The sequence below is a fragment of the Ruegeria sp. AB9 genome, from assembly GCF_056542585.1.
Genome location: NZ_JBQGAA010000012.1, coordinates 76544 through 100177 on the forward strand (window position 1 = coordinate 76544; position 23634 = coordinate 100177).

The 23634-nt window shown below is 51.2% G+C and carries 22 protein-coding genes and 2 pseudogenes; 4 read left to right on the forward strand and 20 right to left on the reverse strand.

Features of this window, described 5'->3' with window-relative positions:
* Window positions 1–77: 77 nt before the first annotated feature.
* On the reverse strand, window positions 78–1613 hold the full coding sequence (locus tag ACR0K5_RS19410) for a mechanosensitive ion channel domain-containing protein (RefSeq protein ID WP_480533976.1): 1536 nt from the start codon (window positions 1611–1613) through the stop codon (window positions 78–80).
* A 381-nt stretch (window positions 1614–1994) separates the two neighbouring features.
* Between ACR0K5_RS19410 and ACR0K5_RS19415 the strand changes: the two genes are divergently transcribed.
* The gene (locus tag ACR0K5_RS19415) at window positions 1995–2867 is read left to right on the forward strand and encodes a LysR family transcriptional regulator (RefSeq protein WP_480533974.1); all 873 of its coding nucleotides are present in this window, start codon (window positions 1995–1997) and stop codon (window positions 2865–2867) included.
* A gap of 83 nt (window positions 2868–2950) precedes the next feature.
* On the opposite strand, the gene ACR0K5_RS19420 is transcribed toward ACR0K5_RS19415, so the two are convergent.
* From ACR0K5_RS19420 to ACR0K5_RS19445, 6 genes are all read right to left on the reverse strand, one after another.
* A complete protein-coding gene (locus ACR0K5_RS19420; protein ID WP_480533972.1) occupies window positions 2951–3796 on the reverse strand; it encodes an MBL fold metallo-hydrolase in 846 nt (281 codons plus the stop codon).
* Complete coding sequence (locus ACR0K5_RS19425) at window positions 3793–4233, reverse strand: pentapeptide repeat-containing protein (protein WP_480533970.1); 441 nt, start codon at window positions 4231–4233, stop codon at window positions 3793–3795. Before ACR0K5_RS19425 ends, ACR0K5_RS19420 begins: the two co-directional genes overlap by 4 nt.
* A 56-nt stretch (window positions 4234–4289) precedes the next feature.
* Window positions 4290–5540: a 5-aminolevulinate synthase gene (gene hemA, locus ACR0K5_RS19430; RefSeq protein WP_480533968.1), complete on the reverse strand. Its 1251-nt coding sequence runs from the start codon at window positions 5538–5540 to the stop codon at window positions 4290–4292.
* 115 nt (window positions 5541–5655) lie between these two features.
* Window positions 5656–6252 carry a cytochrome P460 family protein gene (locus ACR0K5_RS19435; protein WP_480533966.1) on the reverse strand — a complete coding sequence of 199 codons (597 nt, stop codon included), beginning with the start codon at window positions 6250–6252 and terminating at the stop codon, window positions 5656–5658.
* Window positions 6253–6372: 120 nt separating this feature from the next.
* Complete coding sequence (locus ACR0K5_RS19440) at window positions 6373–6819, reverse strand: cytochrome P460 family protein (protein WP_480533964.1); 447 nt, start codon at window positions 6817–6819, stop codon at window positions 6373–6375.
* A gap of 255 nt (window positions 6820–7074) precedes the next feature.
* On the reverse strand, window positions 7075–7299 hold the full coding sequence (locus tag ACR0K5_RS19445) for a hypothetical protein (RefSeq protein ID WP_480631235.1): 225 nt from the start codon (window positions 7297–7299) through the stop codon (window positions 7075–7077).
* Between the two features lie 228 nt (window positions 7300–7527).
* Between ACR0K5_RS19445 and ACR0K5_RS19450 the strand changes: the two genes are divergently transcribed.
* Window positions 7528–8427, forward strand: coding sequence for a S66 peptidase family protein (locus tag ACR0K5_RS19450; protein WP_480533962.1), 900 nt, complete (start codon window positions 7528–7530; stop codon window positions 8425–8427).
* A gap of 276 nt (window positions 8428–8703) precedes the next feature.
* Window positions 8704–9356: pseudogene (locus ACR0K5_RS19455) on the forward strand (IS5 family transposase); the annotation flags it as partial.
* 251 nt (window positions 9357–9607) lie between these two features.
* On the opposite strand, the gene ACR0K5_RS19460 reads toward ACR0K5_RS19455, so the two are convergent.
* Window positions 9608–10090, reverse strand: a complete 483-nt coding sequence (locus ACR0K5_RS19460; RefSeq protein ID WP_480533960.1) for a GNAT family N-acetyltransferase — start codon at window positions 10088–10090, stop codon at window positions 9608–9610.
* 350 nt (window positions 10091–10440) lie between these two features.
* Here ACR0K5_RS19460 and ACR0K5_RS19465 point away from each other — a divergent pair.
* A pseudogene (locus ACR0K5_RS19465) lies at window positions 10441–10650 on the forward strand (transposase); the annotation flags it as partial.
* A gap of 84 nt (window positions 10651–10734) precedes the next feature.
* Here ACR0K5_RS19465 and ACR0K5_RS19470 read toward each other — a convergent pair.
* The 12 genes from ACR0K5_RS19470 to ACR0K5_RS19525 are packed head-to-tail and all read right to left on the reverse strand — an operon-like array spanning window position 10735 to window position 23386.
* Entirely contained in the window at window positions 10735–11925 is a 1191-nt protein-coding gene (locus ACR0K5_RS19470) for a serine hydrolase domain-containing protein (protein ID WP_480631236.1), read from the reverse strand.
* A complete protein-coding gene (locus ACR0K5_RS19475; protein ID WP_480533956.1) occupies window positions 11825–12604 on the reverse strand; it encodes a cyclase family protein in 780 nt (259 codons plus the stop codon). The genes ACR0K5_RS19470 and ACR0K5_RS19475 overlap by 101 nt, the downstream gene beginning before the upstream one ends.
* Window positions 12601–13857: a CaiB/BaiF CoA transferase family protein gene (locus ACR0K5_RS19480; RefSeq protein WP_480533954.1), complete on the reverse strand. Its 1257-nt coding sequence runs from the start codon at window positions 13855–13857 to the stop codon at window positions 12601–12603. Before ACR0K5_RS19480 ends, ACR0K5_RS19475 begins: the two co-directional genes overlap by 4 nt.
* 38 nt (window positions 13858–13895) lie before the next feature.
* Window positions 13896–14888, reverse strand: a complete 993-nt coding sequence (locus tag ACR0K5_RS19485) for a DUF2332 domain-containing protein (protein ID WP_480533952.1) — start codon at window positions 14886–14888, stop codon at window positions 13896–13898.
* 24 nt (window positions 14889–14912) lie between these two features.
* Window positions 14913–16250, reverse strand: a complete 1338-nt coding sequence (locus ACR0K5_RS19490; RefSeq protein WP_480533950.1) for a nucleotide sugar dehydrogenase — start codon at window positions 16248–16250, stop codon at window positions 14913–14915.
* A 1-nt stretch (window position 16251) separates the two neighbouring features.
* Entirely contained in the window at window positions 16252–18099 is a 1848-nt protein-coding gene (locus ACR0K5_RS19495) for a CoA transferase (protein ID WP_480533948.1), read from the reverse strand.
* On the reverse strand, window positions 18096–19046 hold the full coding sequence (locus tag ACR0K5_RS19500; protein ID WP_480533946.1) for a hypothetical protein: 951 nt from the start codon (window positions 19044–19046) through the stop codon (window positions 18096–18098). The genes ACR0K5_RS19495 and ACR0K5_RS19500 overlap by 4 nt, the downstream gene beginning before the upstream one ends.
* Window positions 19043–19831 carry a class I SAM-dependent methyltransferase gene (locus ACR0K5_RS19505; RefSeq protein WP_480533944.1) on the reverse strand — a complete coding sequence of 263 codons (789 nt, stop codon included), beginning with the start codon at window positions 19829–19831 and terminating at the stop codon, window positions 19043–19045. Before ACR0K5_RS19505 ends, ACR0K5_RS19500 begins: the two co-directional genes overlap by 4 nt.
* Window positions 19832–19836: 5 nt before the next feature.
* A complete protein-coding gene (locus ACR0K5_RS19510; protein WP_480533942.1) occupies window positions 19837–21177 on the reverse strand; it encodes an ATP-binding protein in 1341 nt (446 codons plus the stop codon).
* Complete coding sequence (locus tag ACR0K5_RS19515; RefSeq protein WP_480631237.1) at window positions 21174–22403, reverse strand: MFS transporter; 1230 nt, start codon at window positions 22401–22403, stop codon at window positions 21174–21176. The genes ACR0K5_RS19510 and ACR0K5_RS19515 overlap by 4 nt, the downstream gene beginning before the upstream one ends.
* Window positions 22366–23040: an RraA family protein gene (locus ACR0K5_RS19520; protein ID WP_480533938.1), complete on the reverse strand. Its 675-nt coding sequence runs from the start codon at window positions 23038–23040 to the stop codon at window positions 22366–22368. The genes ACR0K5_RS19515 and ACR0K5_RS19520 overlap by 38 nt, the downstream gene beginning before the upstream one ends.
* On the reverse strand, window positions 23033–23386 hold the full coding sequence (locus ACR0K5_RS19525; RefSeq protein WP_480533936.1) for a Rid family hydrolase: 354 nt from the start codon (window positions 23384–23386) through the stop codon (window positions 23033–23035). Before ACR0K5_RS19525 ends, ACR0K5_RS19520 begins: the two co-directional genes overlap by 8 nt.
* Window positions 23387–23634 lie beyond the last annotated feature (248 nt).

The following is a 23634-nucleotide window of genomic DNA, read 5'->3' on the forward strand; positions in this document are numbered from 1 at the left end:
CCCTCTCACAAGACCATTTGTGAGAGGGGCAGCACTCTGGGAATTCGATTATCCGCCAGCGATATCTGAAGTTGATCCTATTTTCCGATTATCTTCTCCATTTTCCGCAGAATGTCATAGAGACGCCCGGAATTGCCATAGAGACTTGGATCGTTACGTGCCTGGTCCACAAGCATCATGCGATGTTCAACGATCTCTGCAAATCCCTGCAACAACTCTTCTCTTTGGGACGCAATTTCTTTGAAACATTTGCGATCGATTTGTATCAACGACACATCTGAAGAGGCCGTGAAAGTCTGAAAGGACGGTGCATCTGTCAGCATTGATGCAAGCCCGAAATACTCTCCGGACTTAAGCGGATCGAGTTTTCGATCTCTCTCTGGTGAAACCAAAACACTCGTTTCAACCACGCCGTTCAGAACTATGAAAACAGACGGCGCCACCTCGCCTTCGGACAAAATGACGGTACCGGCGTCGACAAATGTTGGATAACTTCTGTCCACAAGGGTTTCGAATTCGCCTTCGTTGAAGAGGTTTGCAAAATCAAGACTGCGCAAAGCGTGCAAGACCGAAGGAGGTTTTGCATCGACTTTTTCAGCCGAGCGAAGTCTTACATCTTGTGCTTGTGGAGCGCTTTGGACCCCGGCCAGCTTCAACTCATAGTGCAAATCTCGAAAGAACTCTTCTCGGCCAGCGAACATCGCAGGATAGGTCGAGAAATGCAGCCAAACCATATAAGTGTATGGAACAGTTCCGGAATTCACCAGCCGTACACTGGGAAGCTTTTCTTTTGACCTGTGTCTACATTTCAGGGCGACTTCGAGAATAAGCGACTTCGCAAACCGAGGGTCCACTTCTGCAGGCAGACTTACAGTGTAGACCGGCGAGTAACGATGGTCCGCCCCATGCAGGTTACGGATTGTTTGGGCTGCTAGCTTTCCATTGGGCACGACCAAAGTAGTGTTGTCCCAGTCTCTCAACCGCGTCGCCCGCCAATTCAGATCTCGAACTTCACCCTTTGTGCCATCTTCCAACTCTATCCAGTCACCGATTTTGAAAGGGCGTTCAACGCTGAGAGAAATACCTGAAAACAAATCACCCAACGTCCGCTGCATCGCAAATGCGATCAGTGCCGCCATCGCCCCAGTCGAAACATAAAGCCCATTGATGGACAGTCCTTGACCGACACCGAAAGCAGTTACACCGATGACGAGAGTGGCGCCAAACAACAATACCCGCAACAGCCCGGGAATATGCCCATCTTCAATGAAAAAGGATTGGTTGACCCACAGCAATTCTATTGCACGTGCGACCACCAAGCTTACAACGAGATAGACCATCAAAAAAGTCGCAAACTCGAGAAAAACGGCGATTCCTGAATGCTGCTCGGATCCAAGCGCCAAGCTAAGCAGAGCATGAAAAGCAAATATTGCCGATATTGTCAGGAAGCCTTCAACCAAATTGAAAAGTTGGCGTACCCGTGTCCCAAAGTGCCTTAAATTCGCGTTTAGCAGCCGTCGCCAAAAAACCCACAAGACAAACATTGCTATGGCGGCACAAGAAAGCAAAAGTTGATCAGAAAAAAATCTATCTACAATTCGTACGACACCCATTGAGCCTTCTTTCGTCCATCTGTTAAGCGCCCGTTTTCATTCTTAGTGTGGCACATTGCAAATATTCTAGATTGGTTGTCAGGTTTGGTGAGCAGCTTGTTTGAAGCCTGGTCTTAAGGCTCTCCAGGAACAGCCTCTCCAACAAATGACCGTTATCGATGCAGAAATGCACCGACTAGATAGGCAATTCTAACCCAATACGGCTTGCAGAAAGTGATTGCGAAACAACCTCCGATTCACGCAACAACAAATTAACCGTTTAACTACCCCAATTTAGCAGATTTCTGACTTCATTTCAGCAACTCCTTTGATGACATTTTCTCTTACTTTCAATATGATAAAGTTACCTCAAGGGACCGCATTGAAAAAGGCCTGAAGATCGTGAACCGAACTCGAATTCAGTATTTCTTACATCTCGCACACAGCTTGAATTTCTCGGAAACCGCGCGGATTCATAAGATCTCTCAGCCTGCTTTGAGCAAGGCGATCAAACGATTGGAAGAGGACCTGAACGGCACCCTACTTAGAAGAGAGGGGCGCCTGACTCATCTGACCGCATTGGGTCGCGTCATGGTCGAACGCCTGTCCGACGTTGAAGAGGCCATGCTGCAAACGGAAGAAGCAGCAAAGCGAATGACAACCGGAGGTCAACAACAAGTCAGAATTGCGGTGATGTGTACGATCAGCCCAAGTCGTCTTATGCCTTTTTTGGCAGAGTTCCGACAAGCGCATCCTAAGATTGAGCTTGTGATGGACGATACTTCAACCGACAAAATACTCGAGGTTCTTTTGTCCGGACACTGTGATCTTGCGATCATGGCATCTCCATTTGGTGAATCCTTGCGTTTAAAACAGGTTGAGCTCTACCGAGAAGATATGGTGGTGATCACGCCGAAAGGACATCGCTTTGCTGATCTACCCTGCGTGGAACTCGACAAGATAGGAAGCGAGCAATACGTGGACCGTTTGTCTTGCGAATTTCGTGGAATGTTTGCGCAGGCCATGCGGAGTAGCGAGGTGGCATTGGATGTGGCGATGGCTTCCGAACGCGAGGACTGGGTTTATGACGCCGTGGCCGCGAGTATAGGAATATCTATTGCTCCACGAGATGCCGTGGACAATATGCGCCATGGGTGGTCAGAACTAGGACCCGAACCTTATTGGCGAACCATTTCTATGGCTGTCGCGACTGGCCGCGAAGACAATGAAGCTGTACGCAATGTCATGTCCGCAGCAAGAAAATTCAAATGGTAGAAGCTCGGTAGCAGGGTTTTCTACAATCAAAGTGCAGGTGGCCTTTCTGGCACCGAAAATCGCTTCAAAGCCACTGATGGTGCTCACTGCATCTTGCCGACCAACACACTGTATTGGAGAGCTTCAGGAAATACATAGTCAGCGTAGCGTTCTATCATTGCCTGCAAGATTTGTTTTGAAGAAAGACCTCGTTTTTTTAAGGATATGAAGTCTTCTAAGTAAGCATCGGTATTTCTAAGGATCTCTATTCCACCGACTTCACCATGGCCGGGCAGGACACTAGAAGGAGACAATGCAAGTAACTGCTGCATGTTTTGACGCCAGGCAATAGGCCGACCTTCAACCAGCCACAAGTGTTGACGGTTTAGCGCATGATCCCCGGCCAAAAGTGTTCGAGTTTTCGGTTCGAAAAGCACGACCGGAGCAACACTTTCGGCATCAGGCATCACAAGACATTCAAATACTGTCTCGGCTAAGACTATCGGCCCCGGCCGAAGTGGCCTCAGGATATTATTAAAATCTTTCCAGTCGGCCGCAGCTGTCCGAATGTAGCCCAGTGATACTTCTGAACTCGCAATGGCGGCCTCAGGAAAAAGAGGACCAAGGAACTCCAACCCAAGATAGTGATCTGGATGAGGATGCGTGATGACGAAACCAGAGATCGGTTTGCCAATGGTCCCGATTAGTGCTGCCAAGTCGCGCGCTTCATCAATGTTCAGATGTGCATCAACCAGGATGCAACTCTCGCGCCCTTCAATCAGATATGCATTCGAAAAAAACCCTGGCAAAGACGCCGGATGGCGATGAAACTCGATTTCATCAATACTTGCTTCGGGTCGCGCAGGGTAACTTAGCGCGCTAAACAGGGTCCCACCCGCTACGGTTAACCATCGCCGACGTGACAGCGAGGCGGGTGGTTTCCGGCTCATTTGCAAACGCCAACTGATCCTACCGCACACTTATGGGCGTTGTTGTAATACGCGCCTTCTAAAAGGGAGTTTTCAAAGTTGTTTTTCCCCAGTTGGGCTTTTGTCATGAAAGACCCCCGCAGATCCGCTCCAGAGAAATCGACTTCTTGCAAGTCGGCGCCAATCAAAATGGCGCCCCTGAGATCTGCATTCGAGAGATCAGAGCCACGCAGCTTTGCCGCGGTAAATTTAGCATCCCGCAGATCTGAGTGACTCAGATCGATGCCCGAGAGATCTTCGTGAGACAAATCACAGCCGCGCCAATCCACGCCGGGACCAGCCTGAGCCTGACAATGATCCACAGAAACACCCATTTGGGCGGGCGCGTTGGATGCAAACACGCAGAAAAAGCAAATAGCAAAAAGCCGGCAGCTACTGGGTATCAATGCTGTTTTCATGTCCGTACTCAAAGATTGTATGAACCATTTCGTGTTTGCTCTGGCTAATTATATCGCTAACGCACTTGGACTGCTCTGATCTCTGTGTGAACCGGATGCGCTGGTGACAAAGCGCAGCGCGACCAGATGTGACCGAGTGCTGTCGCCAGTGCATCTATGTCTTCTGTCGTATGGTAAGGGCCAGGTGTAATTCGCAAGCGCTCAGTGCCCTCGGGAACTGTCGGGTAGTTAATGGGCTGAATATACATCCCATAGTCTTCGAGTAGCATGTCCGAGATGCGTTTGCATTTATGGGCATCACCGACAATTACCGGAACAATGTGACTGTCATTGCTCAGATGCGGAATTTCCATCTCATCCAGTCGCGCTCGCAGGTCTCTTACTGCACGGCGTTGGCCATCACGTTCGAAGTTGCTGGTTTTGAGGTGCCGGACCGATGCAAGAGCGCCCGCGACTAACGCCGGTGGCAGGGCAGTAGAGAAAATGAACCCGGATGCGAAAGACCGTATGAAATCAGTGACGCTTTTTGAACCGGCGATGTATCCGCCCATCACACCAAACGCCTTCCCCAAAGTCCCCTGGATGATATCGACCCGGTCCATCAATCCAAGCTGTTCCGCTATGCCTCCGCCTCTTGGGCCGTAGAGGCCAACGGCGTGCACTTCATCGAGATAAGAAATTGCACCGTATTTCTCGCAGACCTCGAGAATATCTTGCAGCGGGCAAACATCCCCATCCATTGAGTAAACGGATTCGAAGGCAACAATTTTGGTGCTGAACGGATCGGCCCGAGCCAGCAAATCTTCCAGATGAGCGACGTCGTTGTGACGCCAAATCTGCTTGTTCACCCGCGAGTGTCGGATGCCCTCAATCATCGAAGCGTGATTCAGGCTGTCAGAGAAGACAACGCAGTTTGGCAGACGCTCGGCCAATGTGCCCAGACTAGCCCAATTGGCGACATAGCCTGAATTCAGCACAAGTGCCGAGGGTTTTCCGTGAAGGTCCGCAAGTTCCCGTTCCAGCAACACATGATGATGAGTGGTCCCCGAGATATTCCGTGTTCCACCTGCGCCCGCACCGTAGGCTTCCAGTGCGGTTGCCATTGCTGCCAGAGTTTTTGGGTTTTGCCCCATGCCCAAATAATCGTTGGAGCACCAGACTTTGATATTCTCGATGCGTCCATTTCCGCAGTATCGGGAGGCATTCGGATAGGCGCCCGCGTGACGCTGTAGTTCGGCAAATTCACGGTAATTGCCGTCACGCCGCAGAGCTTTAAGCTGGTTTTCGGCGAAATGATCCAGGTCCATGCGGGTTTCCTCTTAAGGGAAGTAAAGCCAAGCCCTTCCAAACGTTGTTGGTGGTTTTGCATTTCAATGGGTCACCTTGTCGTTCAAGCAAGGTGACCCCACCGGTCAGAGTGATTTAGTTGGAATTGAGGATCCCATAGAATCTTGTGAACACCATGTCTTCGTCGGCGTTGTCGATATGACAGGCTGCACACGCTTCAACTGGCGCCGCAGCCGCAGTCTCAGCATAAGGCGGGGCGTGGTGGCCGAAGTTGAAGTAACCCCAGTTCTGGCTTTCGGAAAACCGGGACGAATCCTTCACCGCGATGTCAATGCCGTTGAATGCACCAGGGAAATAGCCTCTCCCGGATACTTCGAAGCGAGATCCGTCTTCTTCCTCGCCTGGTTGAGTGAGTTGCAATTCTTTCAGCAAAATTGTGCCTTCAGGAAATTCCCCGCTTTCCTTGTATAGGGCGTAAGCCGCTGGATGCATGTACACGTTGTGGTATTCGGGAAACCCTGCCTCGCCACCATTCAGGGCGTTTGGTGTCAGCGGGGACCCGAGATACACCCATTCACGATAGCCCTCGGGCAAGACTAACTGGCCATCTTCCGTCCATTTTGGCTGCCAGTCATCCGACACCTGTGCGCTAACAGATGATGATAACTGGCTCAGCACCAAAGCCGAAGCGCCTAACGCGACGCCCACTACTAAGGGTTTTAAGGCTTTCATGGCTATGTTCCTTTCTGGTGTTAAGCTGCGGCTTCGATTGCATTGCAGCGTTTGGCTCTGTGGTGGCTTACACTGTCCGAGTGGTGGATGTCCTGTGTTCGAGGGGGTCTCACAGGCAGCCTACTTATTTTGGGGGGCAGATAGGGCTGGGTATGCCTCGACATAAACCCAGTCCGTTTCCTCGGCGGGTACGTGGCAGCCTAAGCACTCTCCGCTATAGTCTTCTGTTGTGGTGCTCTGGCGGTCGTCGACATCAAAATACGCCCAACCCCATCCATCACCCCACAAGTCATTGCCGCCAAACCTGTTGTTGTGGTCTTTGACCATCACGAACCATCCGGAGACATTCGTAGCATATGCAGCGGTTCCCGTGGTGTACTCTCCAGTCTTGGCTTCGAGTAGCTCTTTTACGAGCACAGCTCCATCAGGAAATGCTTTATTCTCAAGGTAATACTGAATGACACCGGGTTGAGTGTATACGACGTGCTGTCCGATGGCCTCTCCGTCTTCCAATATGGTCCAAGCTCCGAGCATTGACCAATCGGCTCGAATATTCGCATCTGGCATTTGGATCGTCCCATCCGGTCCAACAGCTCTATTTGTTGAAATGCTGAAGTCTTGCGCAAGCGCAGGACACGTCATGATCAAGCAGGCTATTGTTGCGCCTCCAAGAAAACTCCTCATACTCTCAATCCCCTAGCTGAACTTCTGGCTTAGAAAAGGAAGGATTTCAGACATGCAGATCCCTCGCCAATACCAAAGGTCGAACAAATGCCAACTTGAACGCATCTCAAAAGTTCGATCGCGCGATCAGTTTCCCGATCAAAAGAAGCCATCTGATTTCACTCTTTTTTCTTCAAAGACTGCTGATAAGGTTAAGGAATGATGAGATGGATTGAAGTTATCAATTGTATAACCAAGTCGTCCGGGTGGATAAAATGCTATGACAGCACAGGCTTGGAATGGGAAAGTCTCAAAATCTTGAACGTCACACGAACCTGACCCCAACCGCCACAGTGCGACCAGGGCAGGGTGAACGATCAACATAAGATGGCGCACCAAGCCGAAAAGTTCTTATGCAATGAAATGGGCAACGAGCTGCAGATCGATGACGGGTTGCAGAAGATGTTTGCCTCGAGCCCATTTGAACCGATGCTGCTGTTGAACGTCAGAGATGTTTGACTTTTCCGTCACAACATTGACCCAACAGAACCCCGGTCGTACTCTCCGGTCAGCTTTGTCCCGTACAGCCAATCCCCAATTGGAGACTGAATTATGCCCCTGCTGCAATCAGGCGATCTGGTGCGCTTCGTATCGCCAGCCAGCCGCGCGGAACCGGGAGCAATTGAACGACGCGCCGAAGTTTTACGATCATGGGGCTTGCGGGTCGAAATTGGGCCGCACGCGTTCGACAAGATGGGCTACTTAGCTGGCTCAGATGATGTACGTCTTGCCGACCTCAACAACGCTTTTCTTGACCCGGATGTGCGCGCGGTTTTTGCGACGCGGGGCGGCAAGGGGTCCTATCGTATTGCCCACCGACTGCCTTTTGACACAATTGCCCGCGACCTGAAGCCGCTGATTGGATTCAGTGACATCACCACGCTTCAAATGGCCCTATGGCGAAACAGCGCGGCTCCCAGCGTCCACGGCGCGTTGACCGGCAGTGATGACGACCAGCTTAGCGATATTGCAGCGCATTCTTTACATGCCGTCTTGATGGGGAGTGAACCGATCACCGTCACGTCCGATCCCGCCATTAAATCAATGGCGCTGACAACAGAAGGGCAAGCAAGTGGCCCGCTGATCGGCGGCAGTCTCACAATGTTGGCTACTGCCGCCGGATGGGCGCTACCCTCCCTGATCGGAGCAATCCTTTTGATCGAGTCTGATGGGATCGCAATCGGCCAGTTCGAACGAGACCTGACCCTGTTATTAAGAGCAGGTCATCTTGAAGGCGTTGCGGGTGTTGCAATAGGCCACATCACCGGAACGCCGTCGAATCCGCCGATTGATGCAGTCGGGTTGCTGCGTCAATATCTTGAAGGGTTTGGCGTTCCTATCCTCGGCGGACTCCCGATTGGTCACGATCCAGATGCGCGATCCATCTTGATTGGCACTCATACGCGGATCGACGCAGACGCGGGAACGCTAACACAGCCTGCTTGGGCTTGAACTAGAAAACACAGTTTATGTCGGCATCTCTAACAACATCAGAGATCAGATTGTTCAGCGCGTTTGGTTGCGTCATCGGAACGTAGTGGCCACTGTCTTTGATCACATGCAGGCGGCCATTGTCCGATAGTTTTGCAAGTCAGCATGAATAGCTCAAACCCGGCAGCTCATCTCGGTCGCCTGTTACGACATGTATTGGAATGGTGCTTTTCATAACCACATGCTCGCAACTGCTGCGTGTGTAGGGTCAGGACCCATTGATTTCCAACTGAGGGCGGGATTATCTTCATCAATCGCAATGGTTTACGGTGGCGTGATGCACCTGCCGCTTATGGCCCACACAAGACGCTGTACAACCGTTGGAAGCGGTGGAGAGGCAAGGGCGTCTTTGCCCGGATAATGGCGGGTCTGGTAGCCGAGCACGCTGAACAGAGAACCGTCAATATCGATGCAACCTATCTCAAGGCCCACCGAACAGCGACCAGCATGAGCGTGAAAAAGGGGGGCGTGGACGCCTGATTGGTCGGACCAAAGGTGGCATGAACACGAAGCTGCACGCCGTCTGCAACAGCCAAGGCCGGCCGCTCAACCTCTTCGTCACGGCAGGACAAGTCGGCGATTACATCGGTGCCCGCGCTTTGGTGGGCAGTTTGCCAAAGGTGGAATGGCTGCTGGGAGATCGCGGATACGACGCCGACTGGTTTAGAGAAGCGTTGAAAGACAAAGGGATACGTGCATGCATCCCGGGCCGGAAGCAGCGCAAGAAACCGGTGAAGTACGACAAATGCCGCTACAAACGCCGCAATCGGATCGAGATCATGTTCGGCAGGCTGAAAGACTGGCGACGCGTGGCAACTCGATACGACAGATGCCCCAAGGTCTTCCTCTCAGCCATCGCCCTTGCTGCAACCGTACTCTATTGGCTATGAGTCCTGACCCTAGAGAATGCACAGGAGTCTCGTTAGTGAATTTCAGGGCAATCTCAAAAAAAGTAACCTCAATGAACCTCGCCACCTGAAATAGTCCACCGCTATGTTTAGGAAACGGAGGACCAGGAATGGCGACCAAGGCCCGAAGCGATTGTCTCAAAGTTGCGGCAGCTGTTTAGCGCCATAGCCAAGGCCAGTTTCCAGCCGTTTGAGCCCCCGGGGAACGGCAAGCGGACAGCTCCCACTGACACTTATGAGGCAATTCGGACAGAAAACCGCGCCCCTTGGTTTTCTCTACGTTCGAACCCAAGGGATGTGTAAAAAGCCTGAGCTTTTTGATTGTTCGGATGAGTTCCGACCATCAAGAAGCTGCATGACAGCATAGCCGCCTGAATCTTGCAGGCCTTAATGAGGTTCTGGCCCACACCCTGGTTCCGAAACGCTGCCTCAGTGAAAAGGTGATGCATGTCCATTCCCCTGGCCCCAAATTGGAGTTGAACCACTCTACACATGGCTGCGTATCCAATAATTTCGCCGTCCATCTCTGCGACGACGATGTAAATCCAAGGGTTTTCACTGAATAAATCTCGAGCAAGATCATCATGTGTAAGAGACGGAATGTCGCCATGATGTTTGGCCAAATGACTGACCAACTGCACAATTCGATCAATATCCGCTGCGAGGGCGCGCCGTATCAATCCAAAATTAGTAGGCAAGGGGAGAAGTCGTTTCATTATTTTATTCCAAATTCGCTGCGGGAGGTAAGTCATGTGTCACCATACCGCGGTAAAATTTAAAAGCTCACCGCACTTTATTAGTGCGATAGAAATAAGCCATATTTCTAATGGTATTCATGTTTGTGATCTTTTCTTCGTAGCAACTCGAGATTTGTCAATGACGGCAAATTTTATGCCTCCCTGCCCTCCTGTGGGACCTACCGGCAGTCAGTTTTTCCACTTTAGTAGATATCGAAGTGAATAGAGTGATCTGAAAAAGGAAATTTTGACCATATGGGTGGCTAGCTTTCGGGCTATTGCGGAAATCGCAGGATACGTGTGTCTAGATTGACTTTGAATTTTGATCATCGGAGACCCGGCAGTACGACGTATCGACGAAGTTCAAAAAGAAGGTCGAAATACTCTTTGCCCACCTTAAACGCATCCTGGGCCTCGAACGGCTCCGATTGCGCGGCCCATGAGGTGCCAATGACGAATTCCTCCTCGCTGCCACCGCCCAGAACCTCCGCAATTTGGTGAAGTTCTTTCCCGCACCGCAGCAAATGCACAAAGCCTGAATGAAAGGCACGCGTACACGTCCAACGCGCCACTTTCTGAGATCGCAACATGTTGTTCTTCAACAGATTCAGCCTACGACGGCTCTACGCTGCGCAAGCATAGACGTCGGAAACGAACCGTTGGATAACAGCCATTGTTTTTGGAGAACAGAATGGCAATACTTGTGTCAGATATACGCCGCAAAGACTGCTGCGACGGTCAACCCATAGGAAGCAATTATAGGAACCACCCCAGATTGCGGCACCAAATGGCACTATTTGGGCGCGCGGTCCTGAAACAACAAAGCCATAGCCAAATCGGTCCTGAGAATGCATGAAATCAAAAGAAGCCGAGAAATCAGGGCGCGACGACAACTGTCGATAGAGCGGTCGCTCCTCAATTTGATTACTAAGCATAAGTTGTAGAGAATGCTCCGAAATTGGCACCGAACCATCACAATATGACTGTGCTAGCTTCAGCATATCAACCGGTGTCGAAAAAAGGCCGCCGTCGCCTGAAGGTTTACTCGACACCCATGACGAGCGAACGGGATGAAGTTCAAAGCCGCTACAGCTTTCTTTGAAAACGTCTACAATGCGATCTCTCGAATCCTGAGGCACTGAATAGGTTGTCTGGGTCATACCAAGTGGGTTGAGTACGATCCTCGCCAAAACATTATCGAGTGTGTCATTCGAAAGTGCTTCAAGGGCTCTCCCAAGCCACTCGAGGCCCGGACCATAATGCCAACGTGTTCCGGGTGGATAGAGTCTGCACCCGGTCTTTCCGAGTGCTAAGAGCTGCTGGCGCACTGCATCGGGACTGGTGAAATCGTAGGCAAGCCCGCTAGTCTGATTCAACAACTGGCGTATCGTGATTTCCTCAGGGGGGTGGTGTTTGACATCTGCTCCCATGGCGGGGTAATCGAAGTTTAGCTCAGGGAAGCTGCGAACAAGATCACCGATGGTTGTTTCAAACTCTAGTGCACCGGTCTCGATCATTCGCATAACCGCCATCGAAGTTACAACTTTAGTCAGTGAAGCAATTCGAAAGACCGAGGTCTCCGATACCTGCGTGCCTCCGTGTGTTCTACCCCCTGAGACACTGTAAATTGGTATACCATGCTGAGTAGCGACACCGTAGTACGGTAGTTTTTCTGGAACAGATGAAGGCTTGAGTATTTTAGAAGTCTGGGTGCTATCGGCTGAGGGCATCAGACAAAATCGCGACTGCGCGCGTAAACCCCGCAGAAGCGCCCTTGATTTTGAAAGGAAAGCAGCAAACGTGAAACCCGGCATCTGGCAACGCTTCGAGATTTGCGAGCTTCTCGAGTTGACAATAGGCGACATGCCGTCCGAATTTATGGGCTTGGAAGATTGCGCGAGCATCGCCTGTTCGCAAGTGGTTTTCTATCATATGCGGCAATGGAATATCCCAACTGGCCGCATCGGTTCCCACGATTTTCACTCCAGCGTCAATTAAGAACTTCGTTGCTTGATCGCTGAATCCACAACCCTTTGCAAAATAGTTGCGTTGATGGTGCGCTCCGCCAGCAGATGTGTTTGCCAACACTATCTCATAAGGGGATAATTGATGCTCTACCTTATCCAGTGCTCTTTGCAGGTCATCAACAGAGACTAAATGCCCATCGTCAAGAAAGCGCAGGTCCAATTTCACACCTGGCGCGTAACACCATTCGAGCGGCACCTCGTCGATTGTCGGCGACGGCAAGCCTGCTGTTTTGGAGTGATAGTGAAACGGCGCGTCGAGGTGGGTTCCGTGATGTGTAGAGAGGTTAATGTTCTCCATGGCACAACCCTCCCCATCCGGCAAATCACTGATGACAAGACCTTCAAACAGTCGGGTCAAACCTTTACCCGCCTCTGCGTGCGATATTCGACGTATCGCGGCATTTTTCACGGGTGAGTTATAAACAGTATCGGGGTCAAGCGTCATCGACAAATCAACGATGGTCATGCTCGTACCTCCTCGCGTTTCTGCATCTCACGCGAGAAAACAACCCCAGTGCTGTTAAGGCTTTCTATTTCTGCCAGACTGTAACCGCATTCACGCAGTATCTCGGTAGTGTCTTCACCCAGCAATGACGCTTTTTGCACTGCAGGGCTCTTTTCTGAGATTCTTGGAAAATTGACCATGCCGGCAAGCGTACTGAAAGTACCGTGCGCACCGTTCTCTACGGAAAGGAAGAAATCCTCAACTCCTGGAAGTGCTAAGAATTCGTCAAAACTTTGTAGGCGGCTACACCAGATGCCCGCAGCGTTCAACGTTGATTGCGCCTTTTCGACCGGCCATGTCCTTAAAACTTCAGCCACAGCTCGAAACACCGCGTCCCGCCATTCACGCATAGCTTCTTGCTCTGTTTCTGCAGGGCGCTGCTTGGCAAGACGGAGAAGTTCGGACGATCCGGTTGTGCGCCCGACCAATCCGACATCTGAACGTGCTATGGCTAAATGTCCATCGGCCAATTCGAACAAGCCATAAGGTGGGTTCATATAACGCGAGGCGTGTGGTTCATCGCCCAAAAGGCGACCTACCTGGAAATTGCGGTATGTGGCTATTTCTTGCATCTGGAGCTCCAATGCAGCTGAGATCATGCTTACTTCCCAACACGATCCCCTACCGGTTATCTTTGCACCCAGAAGCCCACCCAGAAGAGCTTCGGTGGCAAGATGAGATGTGCAAACATCAACGCAGAAAACAGGGCTAGACTGATGGGGGACCGCTCGTGTGCCTGCATTAGTCATAATCCCAGTGTAGGCCTGCAGCAGCAGATCGATACCAGGAAGCGTGCCTTCCGGATCGATATGGCCAAATCCAGAAATAGCGACGTGTACAATCTTGTGATTCCACGCCTTAACCGACGCATAGTCGAGACCGAGAGACTTTACCGCCTTTGGTCGGTAATTGGTTACTACAGCATCGCACCGAGAGATCAGTTCGCGCAAAACCGCGTGGCCCTCGTCGGCTTTGAGCTCGATGGCAAGCGAACGCTTGCTACGGTTGAGCATCATGTAACTCGTCGACATTTCTCCCAACCTGACGCCGCCGATTGCCATGTTGCGCGTGATGTCGGGATGCTCTGGTCCTTCAATCTTAATAACAGTTGCCCCGAGATCCGCCGCCCGCAGTGTGGCCAGAGGTCCTGCTAGCGCGGTCGTGAAGTCAAGAATTGTAATTCCTTTCAGGGGATATTCTACTGAATTGCTCATATTCAATGAGGCCTCCGGTGCCCTTTGTTAGGTAGTGTCTAAATGTTTTCGGTACTCTTGATACCAGAAAGCCGGTCACCATACGGAGCCGACCAGGCGCAGGCCATGCCATCGACGCGGGTGAGGAATCTCAAACCCCGTGCGGCTTGGCCCATCCACCCGTTGGTGTTTCGAAAAACACTAGGAGCTTCATTTGAAATCCATACAGCGTCACTGGCAAGCATACGCTTTTGAAATGTCTCGCGCTGATCTCTATCTTGCACGTAGGAAAGCACCGCGCTGTGAAAGATAACCGGTACCGAGCCTGATGGCACCTCAGCCAATATGCGGTTGAGGCCTAAACTAAGATCACCGGTTTCAACCGTTAGCTCTGGCGTTGCGGCTGCTAATCGAAGCGCTTTGTCAAGACGCGCTCTACGGTGTTCATGTTCCGGCCAAACAAGCGTCCTAAGCCATGCAGCGTCATTCTCGCTTGCAGCGCTCAGCGGGTTAAGGTCGAGCCCACGCCTCCAGACGATCTCTGGATGGCGATCGGGCAAATCTATTTCTCCTTCGACGGTACAGCGAAATTCAGGCGCACCTTCTGATGCCTGAATTCGGATTTCTTCAGTTTTAGTAACATAGGTGTAAGCGTATTTGTCGGGTAATAGGCAGAGGCCCGCAGATGCTCCCACCTCAATCAGTGCAATCGGTTGGCCGATTGCGGAGAGAAATGGCATGAGTGTGGCGCACCGACCAGGTTCGTTCGTCTGCGTACGCCGGTTTTTCATGAGCTCCGCCAACTCGAGAGAATTTTCGCAGACTATATCTCCGATTTCGCCTAGCTTGGGTACTCCAACCAGATAGCGAAGCGCGGCGAAAAGAAGGTTGGGTTGTCGCTTGTCAACTGGAAGAGTTGCAAGAAACTGTAGAACAGTCGCACATTCGGCCACTTCTCGAGCGAGTCGTTCATAGATGGTCGAGACCCCCTTGGCTTCCAGCTCAGCAAAGCCCAGATAGGATTGTGCGATTTTAACAGTATCTTCGTACATGTGTCGAAATCCCTCTCAATAATATCAGGCCCGAACCACCAGCCTGTCTATTGAATCGTTGCCTAGTACTATCGCATTGCGGGTGTCGATGATCGGTTGTCCCCAATCAGCCAATACGTTGTAGTCGAATTTGGTGTGGTTGGTCACAACCACTGAAACTGATACGAAATCATTCGATAGTTGGCGAAGATCATGGATCCGTTGGATCGGTCTGCCTTCCAAATCTGTTAGAGTATCCACGTAAGGGTCGTGAAAACAAACTTCACCACCGAGGCGGCGGACCTCCTGGGCGATCATTGCCGCTGGGGATTCACGTTTGTCGGCGACATTTGGTTTATAGGCAACACCTACAATCAGAACCATTACGCCATCCAACGCTGACTTGTCCCGTTTCAACGCCACCTTAATCTTATCCAAAACAAAAAACGTCATCTTCTCATTAACCTCGTGGGCGAGGTCGATGAACTGACTTCGGTGCCCGTATTGCGAAGCACACCAGTTTAGGTAGTGGGAATCAACTGGTATGCAATGCCCTCCCACACCAGGCCCAGGGTAGAATGGCATGAAACCAAAGGGCTTTGTTGCGGCGGCTTCGATTATTTTCCAGACATCGAGCCCCATTCCGTCGTATATTATCTTTAATTCGTTGATCAGCGATATATTCACCAACCGAAATGTGTTCTCAAGAAGCTTCGCGGCTTCAGCGATTTCGGGTGTATCCACCAGCACCACGGTATTCACCAATGTGCAGTAAAACGCCTGGGCTGCGTGCCGCTCAAATCCGTCCAGCCCCGAGACAATACGGGGCGTGTTACGTGTATCGAAACTGTCACAGCCGGGATTCTCTCGCTCCGGTGAATAAGCAACATGAATCGTGTTCAAACCACGAGGCTTGGCACTAGCGCGAACGGACGGCGCAAAGATGGTTCGCGTGGTTCCTGGAAAGGAAGTCGATTCCAGAATAACTAGTGCCCCGTCTTTCACAACTTTGCCTAGGGCAGACGCGGCATGGGTCACGTTCGACAGATCTGGCTGCCGGTCGCCGTCAAGACCCGTTGGCACGCAAACCACCACAATGTCGCATTCCGACAGTCTGTCATAGCAAGATGTAAATGCGAGCCTGCCCGCCTCAACGAACGCGTGCAATTGTTCGCCTGAGACACTGTCAGTGGAACTGTTGCCGTTGCGTAAATAGTCGACTTTATCACAGTCAATATCCAGCCCAGTGACTTGGTACCCCGCTTCCACTGCCAACACTGCAATAGGTAATCCAACATAGCCCAGACCCACTACTCCCACATGTGCCTCTCGGCCCTCTATTAGCGAAAGAAGAGACAGGTCCTGCGCCGTAAAATCCTTCATCTCAGATATCTCCTAATCCGTTAAGATTTTGAAAGAGCCGTTTAACGCCGATACTCGCGCCACGAATACGCAGCGGTGTCTCGAGGACCGAAAGTCCGCCTCTGGCATCTCCAATATGTTTGATAAGACCGCGATGTTGTGTCTGTGGCATGTTCAGCACTTGCGCGAGCGGCGTTGCGCGCTGGGAATTGGCCTGCAATTCTGCTGTCAGCCTTTTTCCTGGATTATAGGTGCGCGAAACCTTTGCAGCCCGGCTCGCGTTGGATGTTGCCCAGACGACACAATCGTGCATTGTGATGTCCACATGTCGGTAAGAAGCCAACCTAAACTGACGCGCCAAGGCGAGCGCATTCACCAACGCCACCTGCGCTCCAATCAGATCAGCTATCGAAGGGCCAATCTTCAGGGGACGACCGTCTACCGCGTTTGCGGCCATCAGACCCGAAGAGCCCTGTACTATGATGTCATAAGCGGGTCGGCCAATCTTACCCTCACAATGCTGGAAACCAGTAATCGAGCAATGGGCAAGACGCGGACAAGCCTCAGCCAGAACATTGGCTCCGAGCCCATACTCAGCAAGCTTGCCGGGCTTTAAATTGTCAATCAGAATATCCGCTTCCTCAAGGAGATCAATCAAGGCGTTGCGGCCCTTTTGCGCCTTAAGATCGAGCCGGATGCCTCGCTTGTCGGTATTGGTCAAATGAAAAATGATCGAATTCCCGTCGCTATGTGGAATTCCGCTTTGGCGCGCCGGATCGCCGAAGGGGGCTTCAATTTTTGTGACGTTCGCGCCTAGTGCAGCAAGGTGCTTTGCGGCAAGCGGTGCGGTAGTGTTGGTGCCTACTTCCACGACTTTTAGGTTACACAAAGGTGAGGGTCGGTCAGGGGCGTTCTGATCACTAACTAAGCTTTTCAAGCTACAGCCTTGTGTAAAACGCCACGGAATACTTGCCTCCATAGAGCCGACCGCGCGGTCGGCGGTGCCCGCATGGGCAATCTCACCACAAGGAATGTCCTGCTCCATCAACGACGAAAGACAATCTGATTTTGACAAGTTAATTGTCCACCCCGAAATCAATTCGTCGAGTTCCTCAATATGAGCCAACCGGCTCTGTGCCGTGGCGAACAGCTGCGGATCGTGTGGCGCAGTGTTCCCAATGAGCTCGACGAGCCGTTGCCATTGTTTATCTGTCGGCGCACATATTATGATCCAACCTTCAGCGGTCGGGTAGATATTCCAAGGTGCTAGTGCGGGGTGGCGGTTGCCGAGTCGCGTCTGCTCACTACCCGCAATTGCGGCTGGCAAAAAAGTCAGGAGTGCGTTCACCGCCACGTCGAAGCGCGCTATATCGACAACGCGCCCGGCACCATCGCGGTCGCGCATAATCAACCCAGCAATCGCGCCAGCCGCTGCGTAAAACGCCGCTTGACAGTCGATTGGATAGCCTGGAGCGCATATCGCTTGGCCACCCGGAAAACCAGTGTAGTCCGCAAATGACGAAAAACGCTGAAGTTCCGGATCACTCAGCGACAGCCCGCGGAGAGGCCCGGTGCCACCGAAAGTTGTTATATCGCACACAATTATGCCCATTGCCGCCATTACAGCGGTACTCACCGTTGTACGTTTCTCGCCTTCGCTTGACGTGACGACAATGTCAGGGCGAATTATCCTTCTCTTATAAATATTCGGCCAGTCTTCAAGGCACTCCGCAAATGTGACCTGCGCCCCCAATGCAGCCAGAGCTTGGGTGCAGAGCACAGACGGCACAGTTGTGTCAACGCATAGGACTGATATTCCATTAAGTGGCAGAGCCGCATTTGCTGCCTGCAACTGACCTAGCGTGTTCATGGGGCACCTACTTGGTACCCTTCGGAAAGAAGGAAAGACACCACAAGCAGATCATGATATGCGTTACCGGTCGAGCTAAAAACCGTAGGACGCACCGAGGCATCCTTCCTAGAGAACATTTCCTCAACTTCAATTGCCTTCTCGTGCACAAGTCCGGCTTCCTGCATCGCCTGCGTCCGCTCTTCTACGATCATCAGCGAGGTACGCAATTTCTCCCGTGGGACCTCACGGCTCACTGTTGTATGTCCGCCCATACAGTTTATGTGAGCGCCCCTCGCGAGGCCGCTGAAGTCGTCAAGCGGTGTATTGGAGCGTGTTGCAGTTGCCACGAGTGAAGCCCCGGCGAGTGCGTCAGAGAGCTTGTCCAGAACCGCGCAGCGCACTCGCGCTTGGGTCAACTTGCGCATCCGGTTGGCGAATGCTTCGGTTCGATCCTTGCTTCGCCCGATCACACAGTATTCTCGAATTGAGCACGCATGCTCCATCGCTAGAAATTGCTCCCAAGCCTGAACACCGGTGCCGACGATCACAGCGTTGTGTGGGCCAGGTCCGGCGCAGTTCGCTAACACCACCGCCGAAAGCGCATAGCATTTAAGGCGCGTGACTGTGGCGCCGTCGAAATGCCCGACGAGTTGGCCATCGCCTGCTGAAAAAGCCGTTACCTCCGCCGCGACCGTAGGAGTAGTCACGCCGCCTGACGTAAGTTTCACAACTCCAGATTTGACCACGAAAAGGTTATCCTGCGGTGAATAGCAAGGCATGGACACGCCAACGGCATTTTTTAGGGGTACGATCGAGCGCGCAGGCGTATGCGCTGCATATCGACCGCCTTCACGCAGTGCACGTTCGAAATGCGCCACAAGACGCGTCCGATCAACCCACCCAAGCAGATCGGGTACGCCACGGTTCAACGCGGCGGCCGCAAATCTTGAACTTTCAGCGGTCATTGGTCAACACTGCCCGCATGTATACAGGCGAGCGACGCTTCTTTCGCGTGCACTCGTGCGATCCGTCCCGCAAGCGGCCAACGGAGATCAAAAATCTCGTCGCTCCGGCCATGGTCAGCTAGATATTGTTCAAGCTCGAACCCCAGATCCACACCTGTGCGCCGACAGTAGTCGATGACGGACGCCCGGCTTCGGTAATAAGAAACTACTTGTTGTCCAGTCAGTTTCTTAAATGTGCTCATCCCAGGCATCGCGATTTCGCTTGGGAAGGGGAAAGGCAGATTCTTGTATCCGTCGCGCATACGTTGAATAGCGGGTCCACCAAAACGCGAAATCTTACATGCAATGTCCCCAAGAAAATCCGATATGATTGGATCGCCGTCGATAACCGGCTCACCGTAGCTGACAATGGCGATGACGCCGTCCGCCGTACTAACTCTGCACGTTTCTTTGTAGAACTTGCTCAAATCGAACCAATGCGCCGCCATAAATACGCAGGTGCAATCAACCGAATTACCTTTGAGACCACTATGTTCTGCCGGCCAATGCTCATAGCGGATGCGTGGATGGAGTTTGGCGCGTTCCAGCTGAGCAACGCTGGTGTCCGAGGCGATGACCTGGTCAAAGAAACCCGCCAAGTGATGTGATGCTTGACCGCTACCGCAACCGACGTCCCAGACTGTTCCCCGCCGTGGGGAACAATCCCGAATGAACTCAAACAATTCGATAGGATAGGATGGGCGGTTCAAATAGGCGTCTGCGACGCCTCCATATGGTGATTTCATTTTTCTCAGTCTCTATTTGGGTACTTATAATCTCGGGAAGAATGCCTTTTTTGTGCCTTTTGCCTGAGGTGCCGTTCCGCTAATGCGGCCTCAACATGTGGCGGGCACCAAACAGAGGCGAGTGTCATGGATTGCATTGACCGAAGCGACAGAGGGCAATTGCGGAACATCGCCACATACATGCGCATCACGCCCTTGGTATCTGTGAACAATCGCCTCCACAGCAGGTCGCTCCGATTGTGCAAGTTCAACATGTCACAAAAGAACTGGCCTGCGAAATTGCGATAAGACGCGATTTGACTGCGGTGACCTCCGATGATGTGATCAAGAACATATGCGTACGTGTTGCGCAGGAAAGCATAGGTATCCTCAACCCGTGAGATGCAACGCACCGAAGGAGCTATAGGGACAAAATCCAAATCACTCCTGCCTTCTCTGATCATTGCGAACAGCGAAAAGAGCTGTGGCACTAGTATGACGAGCATGCGTGTATTCGATCCAAACCGGCAGTTCACTTCGACAAGCTTATATTTTTTTGAACGTCGGCAGAAACGCATCTGCACGACAAAAAATCCTTTTGCATTCAGTGCCTTAAGGGCTCTTTCAAGTAACTCGATTTCAGGTGGATCTTCAATAATAGAGATCGAAGTGCTCACCGAAGGTGCCAGATGCCGGTATTTTCGTAGTGAGAACCGCATAATAGTTTTGCCGTTAAGGTCGAAGAGGAAGTGGAATGACACTTCGTCGTTTCCCGAGAGCCATTCTTGGAGCGCTATAGGTCTTTCAGCGGCAAGGAAAGCTCCGATCTCGGCCTTGGAGTAGCACATGGCGACTCCACGGCCGCCGGTCGATTGCGAGCGCTTCGCGATGACCGGGGACCCCCAAAGTTTTAGCAATGAACCCGCGTGGGATACATCGTTAATAGTATGGCATTCCGGCACAGGAACACCCAATTCTTTTAGCACTGAGATACTGCTGAATTTATTGGACAGTGTTTCGTAAAGTTCACTATCCGGTGCCCAAACTGCATAACCTTCAAATACGGAACGGTTTTCTACGACAATTCGAATGTCGGCATCGTTAGAGGGAAAGACCACCTGAATTTTGTGACAATGCAAAAATTGCAGCATCCGCTTCAGGTATTTATCGGTGTCCGAGTGCGACTTGTTGTTTTCGGAAGGCGTGTGAAGGTAGAGATAAGCTTTGATCCAGCGGCAACCAGTATAAGGCATGCGAGGATGTTCGGTCGAAGTATAGACTTGGTATCCAGCTTCATGCGCCTTCACTGCCAAAGCATAGCTGCCGTTTCGGTGGATATTTGGAATAAATATGCGCGTTGCAGTCATCTTATACCCCGCAGAACCAGAATGCTCAAAAAGATAATTACCGGACCGAACGGCATCACCGACTTGAGTCCCCAGCTATGCAGTGCGGCATAAAGCGCGGCACCTGCAGAGCTACCACCAGATATTGCGAGGAAATAATACCCCAGTGCCTGACCTTTAAGTTGCTCCGGAGCCTCAGTGTGGATGTGTTCGGCGATACTGATACGGACAAGCACGACAAGAAGCATTGCGACACCAAAAGAAACAGATGCAGTCGGCAAGTTTCCAGAAAACAGGCCTAGAGGAATTAGCAATGATGCGACGAAGAATGTAGTCGGGAAGTGGTGGTTCGTGAGGCGAAATGTGGTGAGGAACTTCGCAAGACCAGCGAAGAACGAAAAGATTGCGACGACGATCGACAGCGTTGTGAAACTCTTCGCGCTGGCATGGAGATAACTTTCGGTTAGCATCGGAAGAAGTTCAAAAAAAGCGCTCAGAAAAACAGCTTCGAACGCAGTCAGGAAAAGCAACGATCGTAAAACCCCATGACCGTTCAGCGCACGTAGACCTGAAACGATGGCAGTATGTATCCCAGCCTTGGGTATAGGTGTATTCTCTTGAGACCGATGATAGCGGAACAAATGCGTGGTTGCGCCTAATACAGCATACGACAACATATTTACTAAATATGGGAGCCAAAGCACTTCAACTGCGAAGACGCCCATCAGTGCTAGGGGAGCAGTGACGCGACCAACGTTCAAGCAAATCGTATTTAAGGACAAAGCGTTACCGATGCTCTGCTTTGAAAACGCGTATCCTAAGATTTTCTGGTGAACTGTTCGACTGAACGCGGACACGATTGACATTGCAGCGGATATTACAATCACAAAATAAGCAAAGTTCTGCAGTGGCATAATAATTTGTGCCGCCACAGCACAAAACGAAAGGAGTGCCAAGAGACAGCATATGACATAGCTGGCGCGGATCAATTGGATTCGGTCAGCCACAACACCGGCGTAGGGCGTAAGAACTAGGTTCGGCAGAAATTCTGCAATCGCCAGCAGTGATAATGCAAAACCGGATTTTGTTGCCTCCCAGACAACATAGGAAGTAATCAATCGATAGAGCCAAGTTCCCATATTGGTGCAAAATGATGCAATCCCAACCAGGGCTAGGTTTTCGGTGACAGCTCTTGCCCGGATAGTAGAATCATTTGTTAATAACATAACCCTGAGCGGCCAATTCATCATTAACGTTAGAACGAAAACCAAGGTTGACTTCCGAGCGCAATTGCCGTTCCGCCGCTAGGTCACGCGGAACAATTTCAGCGACACCAGCCGCTAGGTCCGAAGGGATCACTACAATTCCGTCGCGATCACCGAAAATCAAATCTCCCGGTTTGATCCAAACGTTCCCGACAGAAACCGGTACATTAACACCGCCAGCTTTGATAGCGTGGGGGTAATAGTAGTTTCGTGCCGTCGTACCACGGCAAAATGTCGGAAACCCCATTCGTACGAGACCAGGGCTGTCGCGGGTGCATCCATCTATCACAGCACCCACCCCTCCGCGCGCTGCTATTTTTTGCGCCGTGCCGTCTCCGAATGAAGCCCAATCTGTCGACCCACCAGCGGCGACAACGAGGATATCGCCGACTGTCATCGTATCGATTGCGGCTCGACGTACTGTCAAATCGGTGCCAAGCGAAGTGACGGCAGTGCCACAGATCATATCAGTCGGGTCGAGGGGTTTAATTGCCTGGTCAAGCAAGTAGTGCTTTCCAACCCGGTCACTTACGAAAGCAACATAGGCTTTCTCGATTTCTGCAACATATTGCGCAGCGCTCCTGTCTATCGACAGGTTGATTACTTTTTCTTCAAGCATCAGACCACCCCTCAGCTACGATTTCCACCAGAGCCCCATTGCGGAGCGTTGCACCAGTGACAGACCGGCATGGTTTGTGGGGAAAACTCTTGGCGTAAATCTCGTTCAGCTCGGAATAAAGGGTTAGATCTGATAAAAAAACTGTGACAAAGTTAATGTTTTTCAACTTTAGGTTATGTATGCTCAATGCATGATTAAGATGATTAATGATAATGCAAAACTGTTCGGATACAGTTTCACCTTGAATGACATCTCGATCCCATGACTTTATCCCAGACAACTTAAAATGCCCAGTTGGAGATTTCACCAAATCAGAATAGTGTCCATCGTTGTCATATGTACGCATTTTTCAGCCTTTTTCATTTAAAAACACAATTTTATGCTACTTTTTGACCAAACCAATCCTTCACAAAAGGAGCAGCTCAGCCCCTTTTTTTGCCAACGACATACACTAATTAAATACCAAAAATTTTTCCTTAACCTAATTCCATATTAAGCGATTCGTAAACATATTTTTTCAAAAAACGGATAATCTCTGGCATATTTCAGCGCTCTTGATTTTTAAAAATGAATCGTGTTCTGTATGTGTAAATT

Bases quoted from the DNA above. Each gene is read 5' to 3' on its own strand.
- ACR0K5_RS19485 (WP_480533952.1), bottom strand. From the start codon at position 14,888: ATGTACGAAGATACTGTTAAAATCGCACAATCCTATCTGGGCTTTGCT.
- ACR0K5_RS19505 (WP_480533944.1), bottom strand. From the start codon at position 19,831: ATGAAATCACCATATGGAGGCGTCGCAGACGCCTATTTGAACCGCCCA.
- ACR0K5_RS19495 (WP_480533948.1), bottom strand. From the start codon at position 18,099: ATGAACACGCTAGGTCAGTTGCAGGCAGCAAATGCGGCTCTGCCACTT.
- ACR0K5_RS19480 (WP_480533954.1), bottom strand. From the start codon at position 13,857: ATGAGCAATTCAGTAGAATATCCCCTGAAAGGAATTACAATTCTTGAC.
- ACR0K5_RS19470 (WP_480631236.1), bottom strand. From the start codon at position 11,925: ATGCCGGGTTTCACGTTTGCTGCTTTCCTTTCAAAATCAAGGGCGCTT.
- ACR0K5_RS19520 (WP_480533938.1), bottom strand. From the start codon at position 23,040: ATGCTTGAAGAAAAAGTAATCAACCTGTCGATAGACAGGAGCGCTGCG.
- ACR0K5_RS19515 (WP_480631237.1), bottom strand. From the start codon at position 22,403: ATGAATTGGCCGCTCAGGGTTATGTTATTAACAAATGATTCTACTATC.
- ACR0K5_RS19490 (WP_480533950.1), bottom strand. From the start codon at position 16,250: ATGAAGGATTTTACGGCGCAGGACCTGTCTCTTCTTTCGCTAATAGAG.
- ACR0K5_RS19510 (WP_480533942.1), bottom strand. From the start codon at position 21,177: ATGACTGCAACGCGCATATTTATTCCAAATATCCACCGAAACGGCAGC.
- ACR0K5_RS19420 (WP_480533972.1), bottom strand. From the start codon at position 3,796: ATGAGCCGGAAACCACCCGCCTCGCTGTCACGTCGGCGATGGTTAACC.
- ACR0K5_RS19475 (WP_480533956.1), bottom strand. From the start codon at position 12,604: ATGACCATCGTTGATTTGTCGATGACGCTTGACCCCGATACTGTTTAT.
- hemA (WP_480533968.1), bottom strand. From the start codon at position 5,540: ATGGACCTGGATCATTTCGCCGAAAACCAGCTTAAAGCTCTGCGGCGT.
- ACR0K5_RS19410 (WP_480533976.1), bottom strand. From the start codon at position 1,613: ATGGGTGTCGTACGAATTGTAGATAGATTTTTTTCTGATCAACTTTTG.
- ACR0K5_RS19525 (WP_480533936.1), bottom strand. From the start codon at position 23,386: ATGCGTACATATGACAACGATGGACACTATTCTGATTTGGTGAAATCT.
- ACR0K5_RS19460 (WP_480533960.1), bottom strand. From the start codon at position 10,090: ATGAAACGACTTCTCCCCTTGCCTACTAATTTTGGATTGATACGGCGC.
- ACR0K5_RS19435 (WP_480533966.1), bottom strand. From the start codon at position 6,252: ATGAAAGCCTTAAAACCCTTAGTAGTGGGCGTCGCGTTAGGCGCTTCG.
- ACR0K5_RS19450 (WP_480533962.1), top strand. From the start codon at position 7,528: ATGCCCCTGCTGCAATCAGGCGATCTGGTGCGCTTCGTATCGCCAGCC.
- ACR0K5_RS19425 (WP_480533970.1), bottom strand. From the start codon at position 4,233: ATGAAAACAGCATTGATACCCAGTAGCTGCCGGCTTTTTGCTATTTGC.
- ACR0K5_RS19500 (WP_480533946.1), bottom strand. From the start codon at position 19,046: ATGACCGCTGAAAGTTCAAGATTTGCGGCCGCCGCGTTGAACCGTGGC.
- ACR0K5_RS19445 (WP_480631235.1), bottom strand. From the start codon at position 7,299: ATGTTGATCGTTCACCCTGCCCTGGTCGCACTGTGGCGGTTGGGGTCA.
- ACR0K5_RS19440 (WP_480533964.1), bottom strand. From the start codon at position 6,819: ATGCCAGATGCGAATATTCGAGCCGATTGGTCAATGCTCGGAGCTTGG.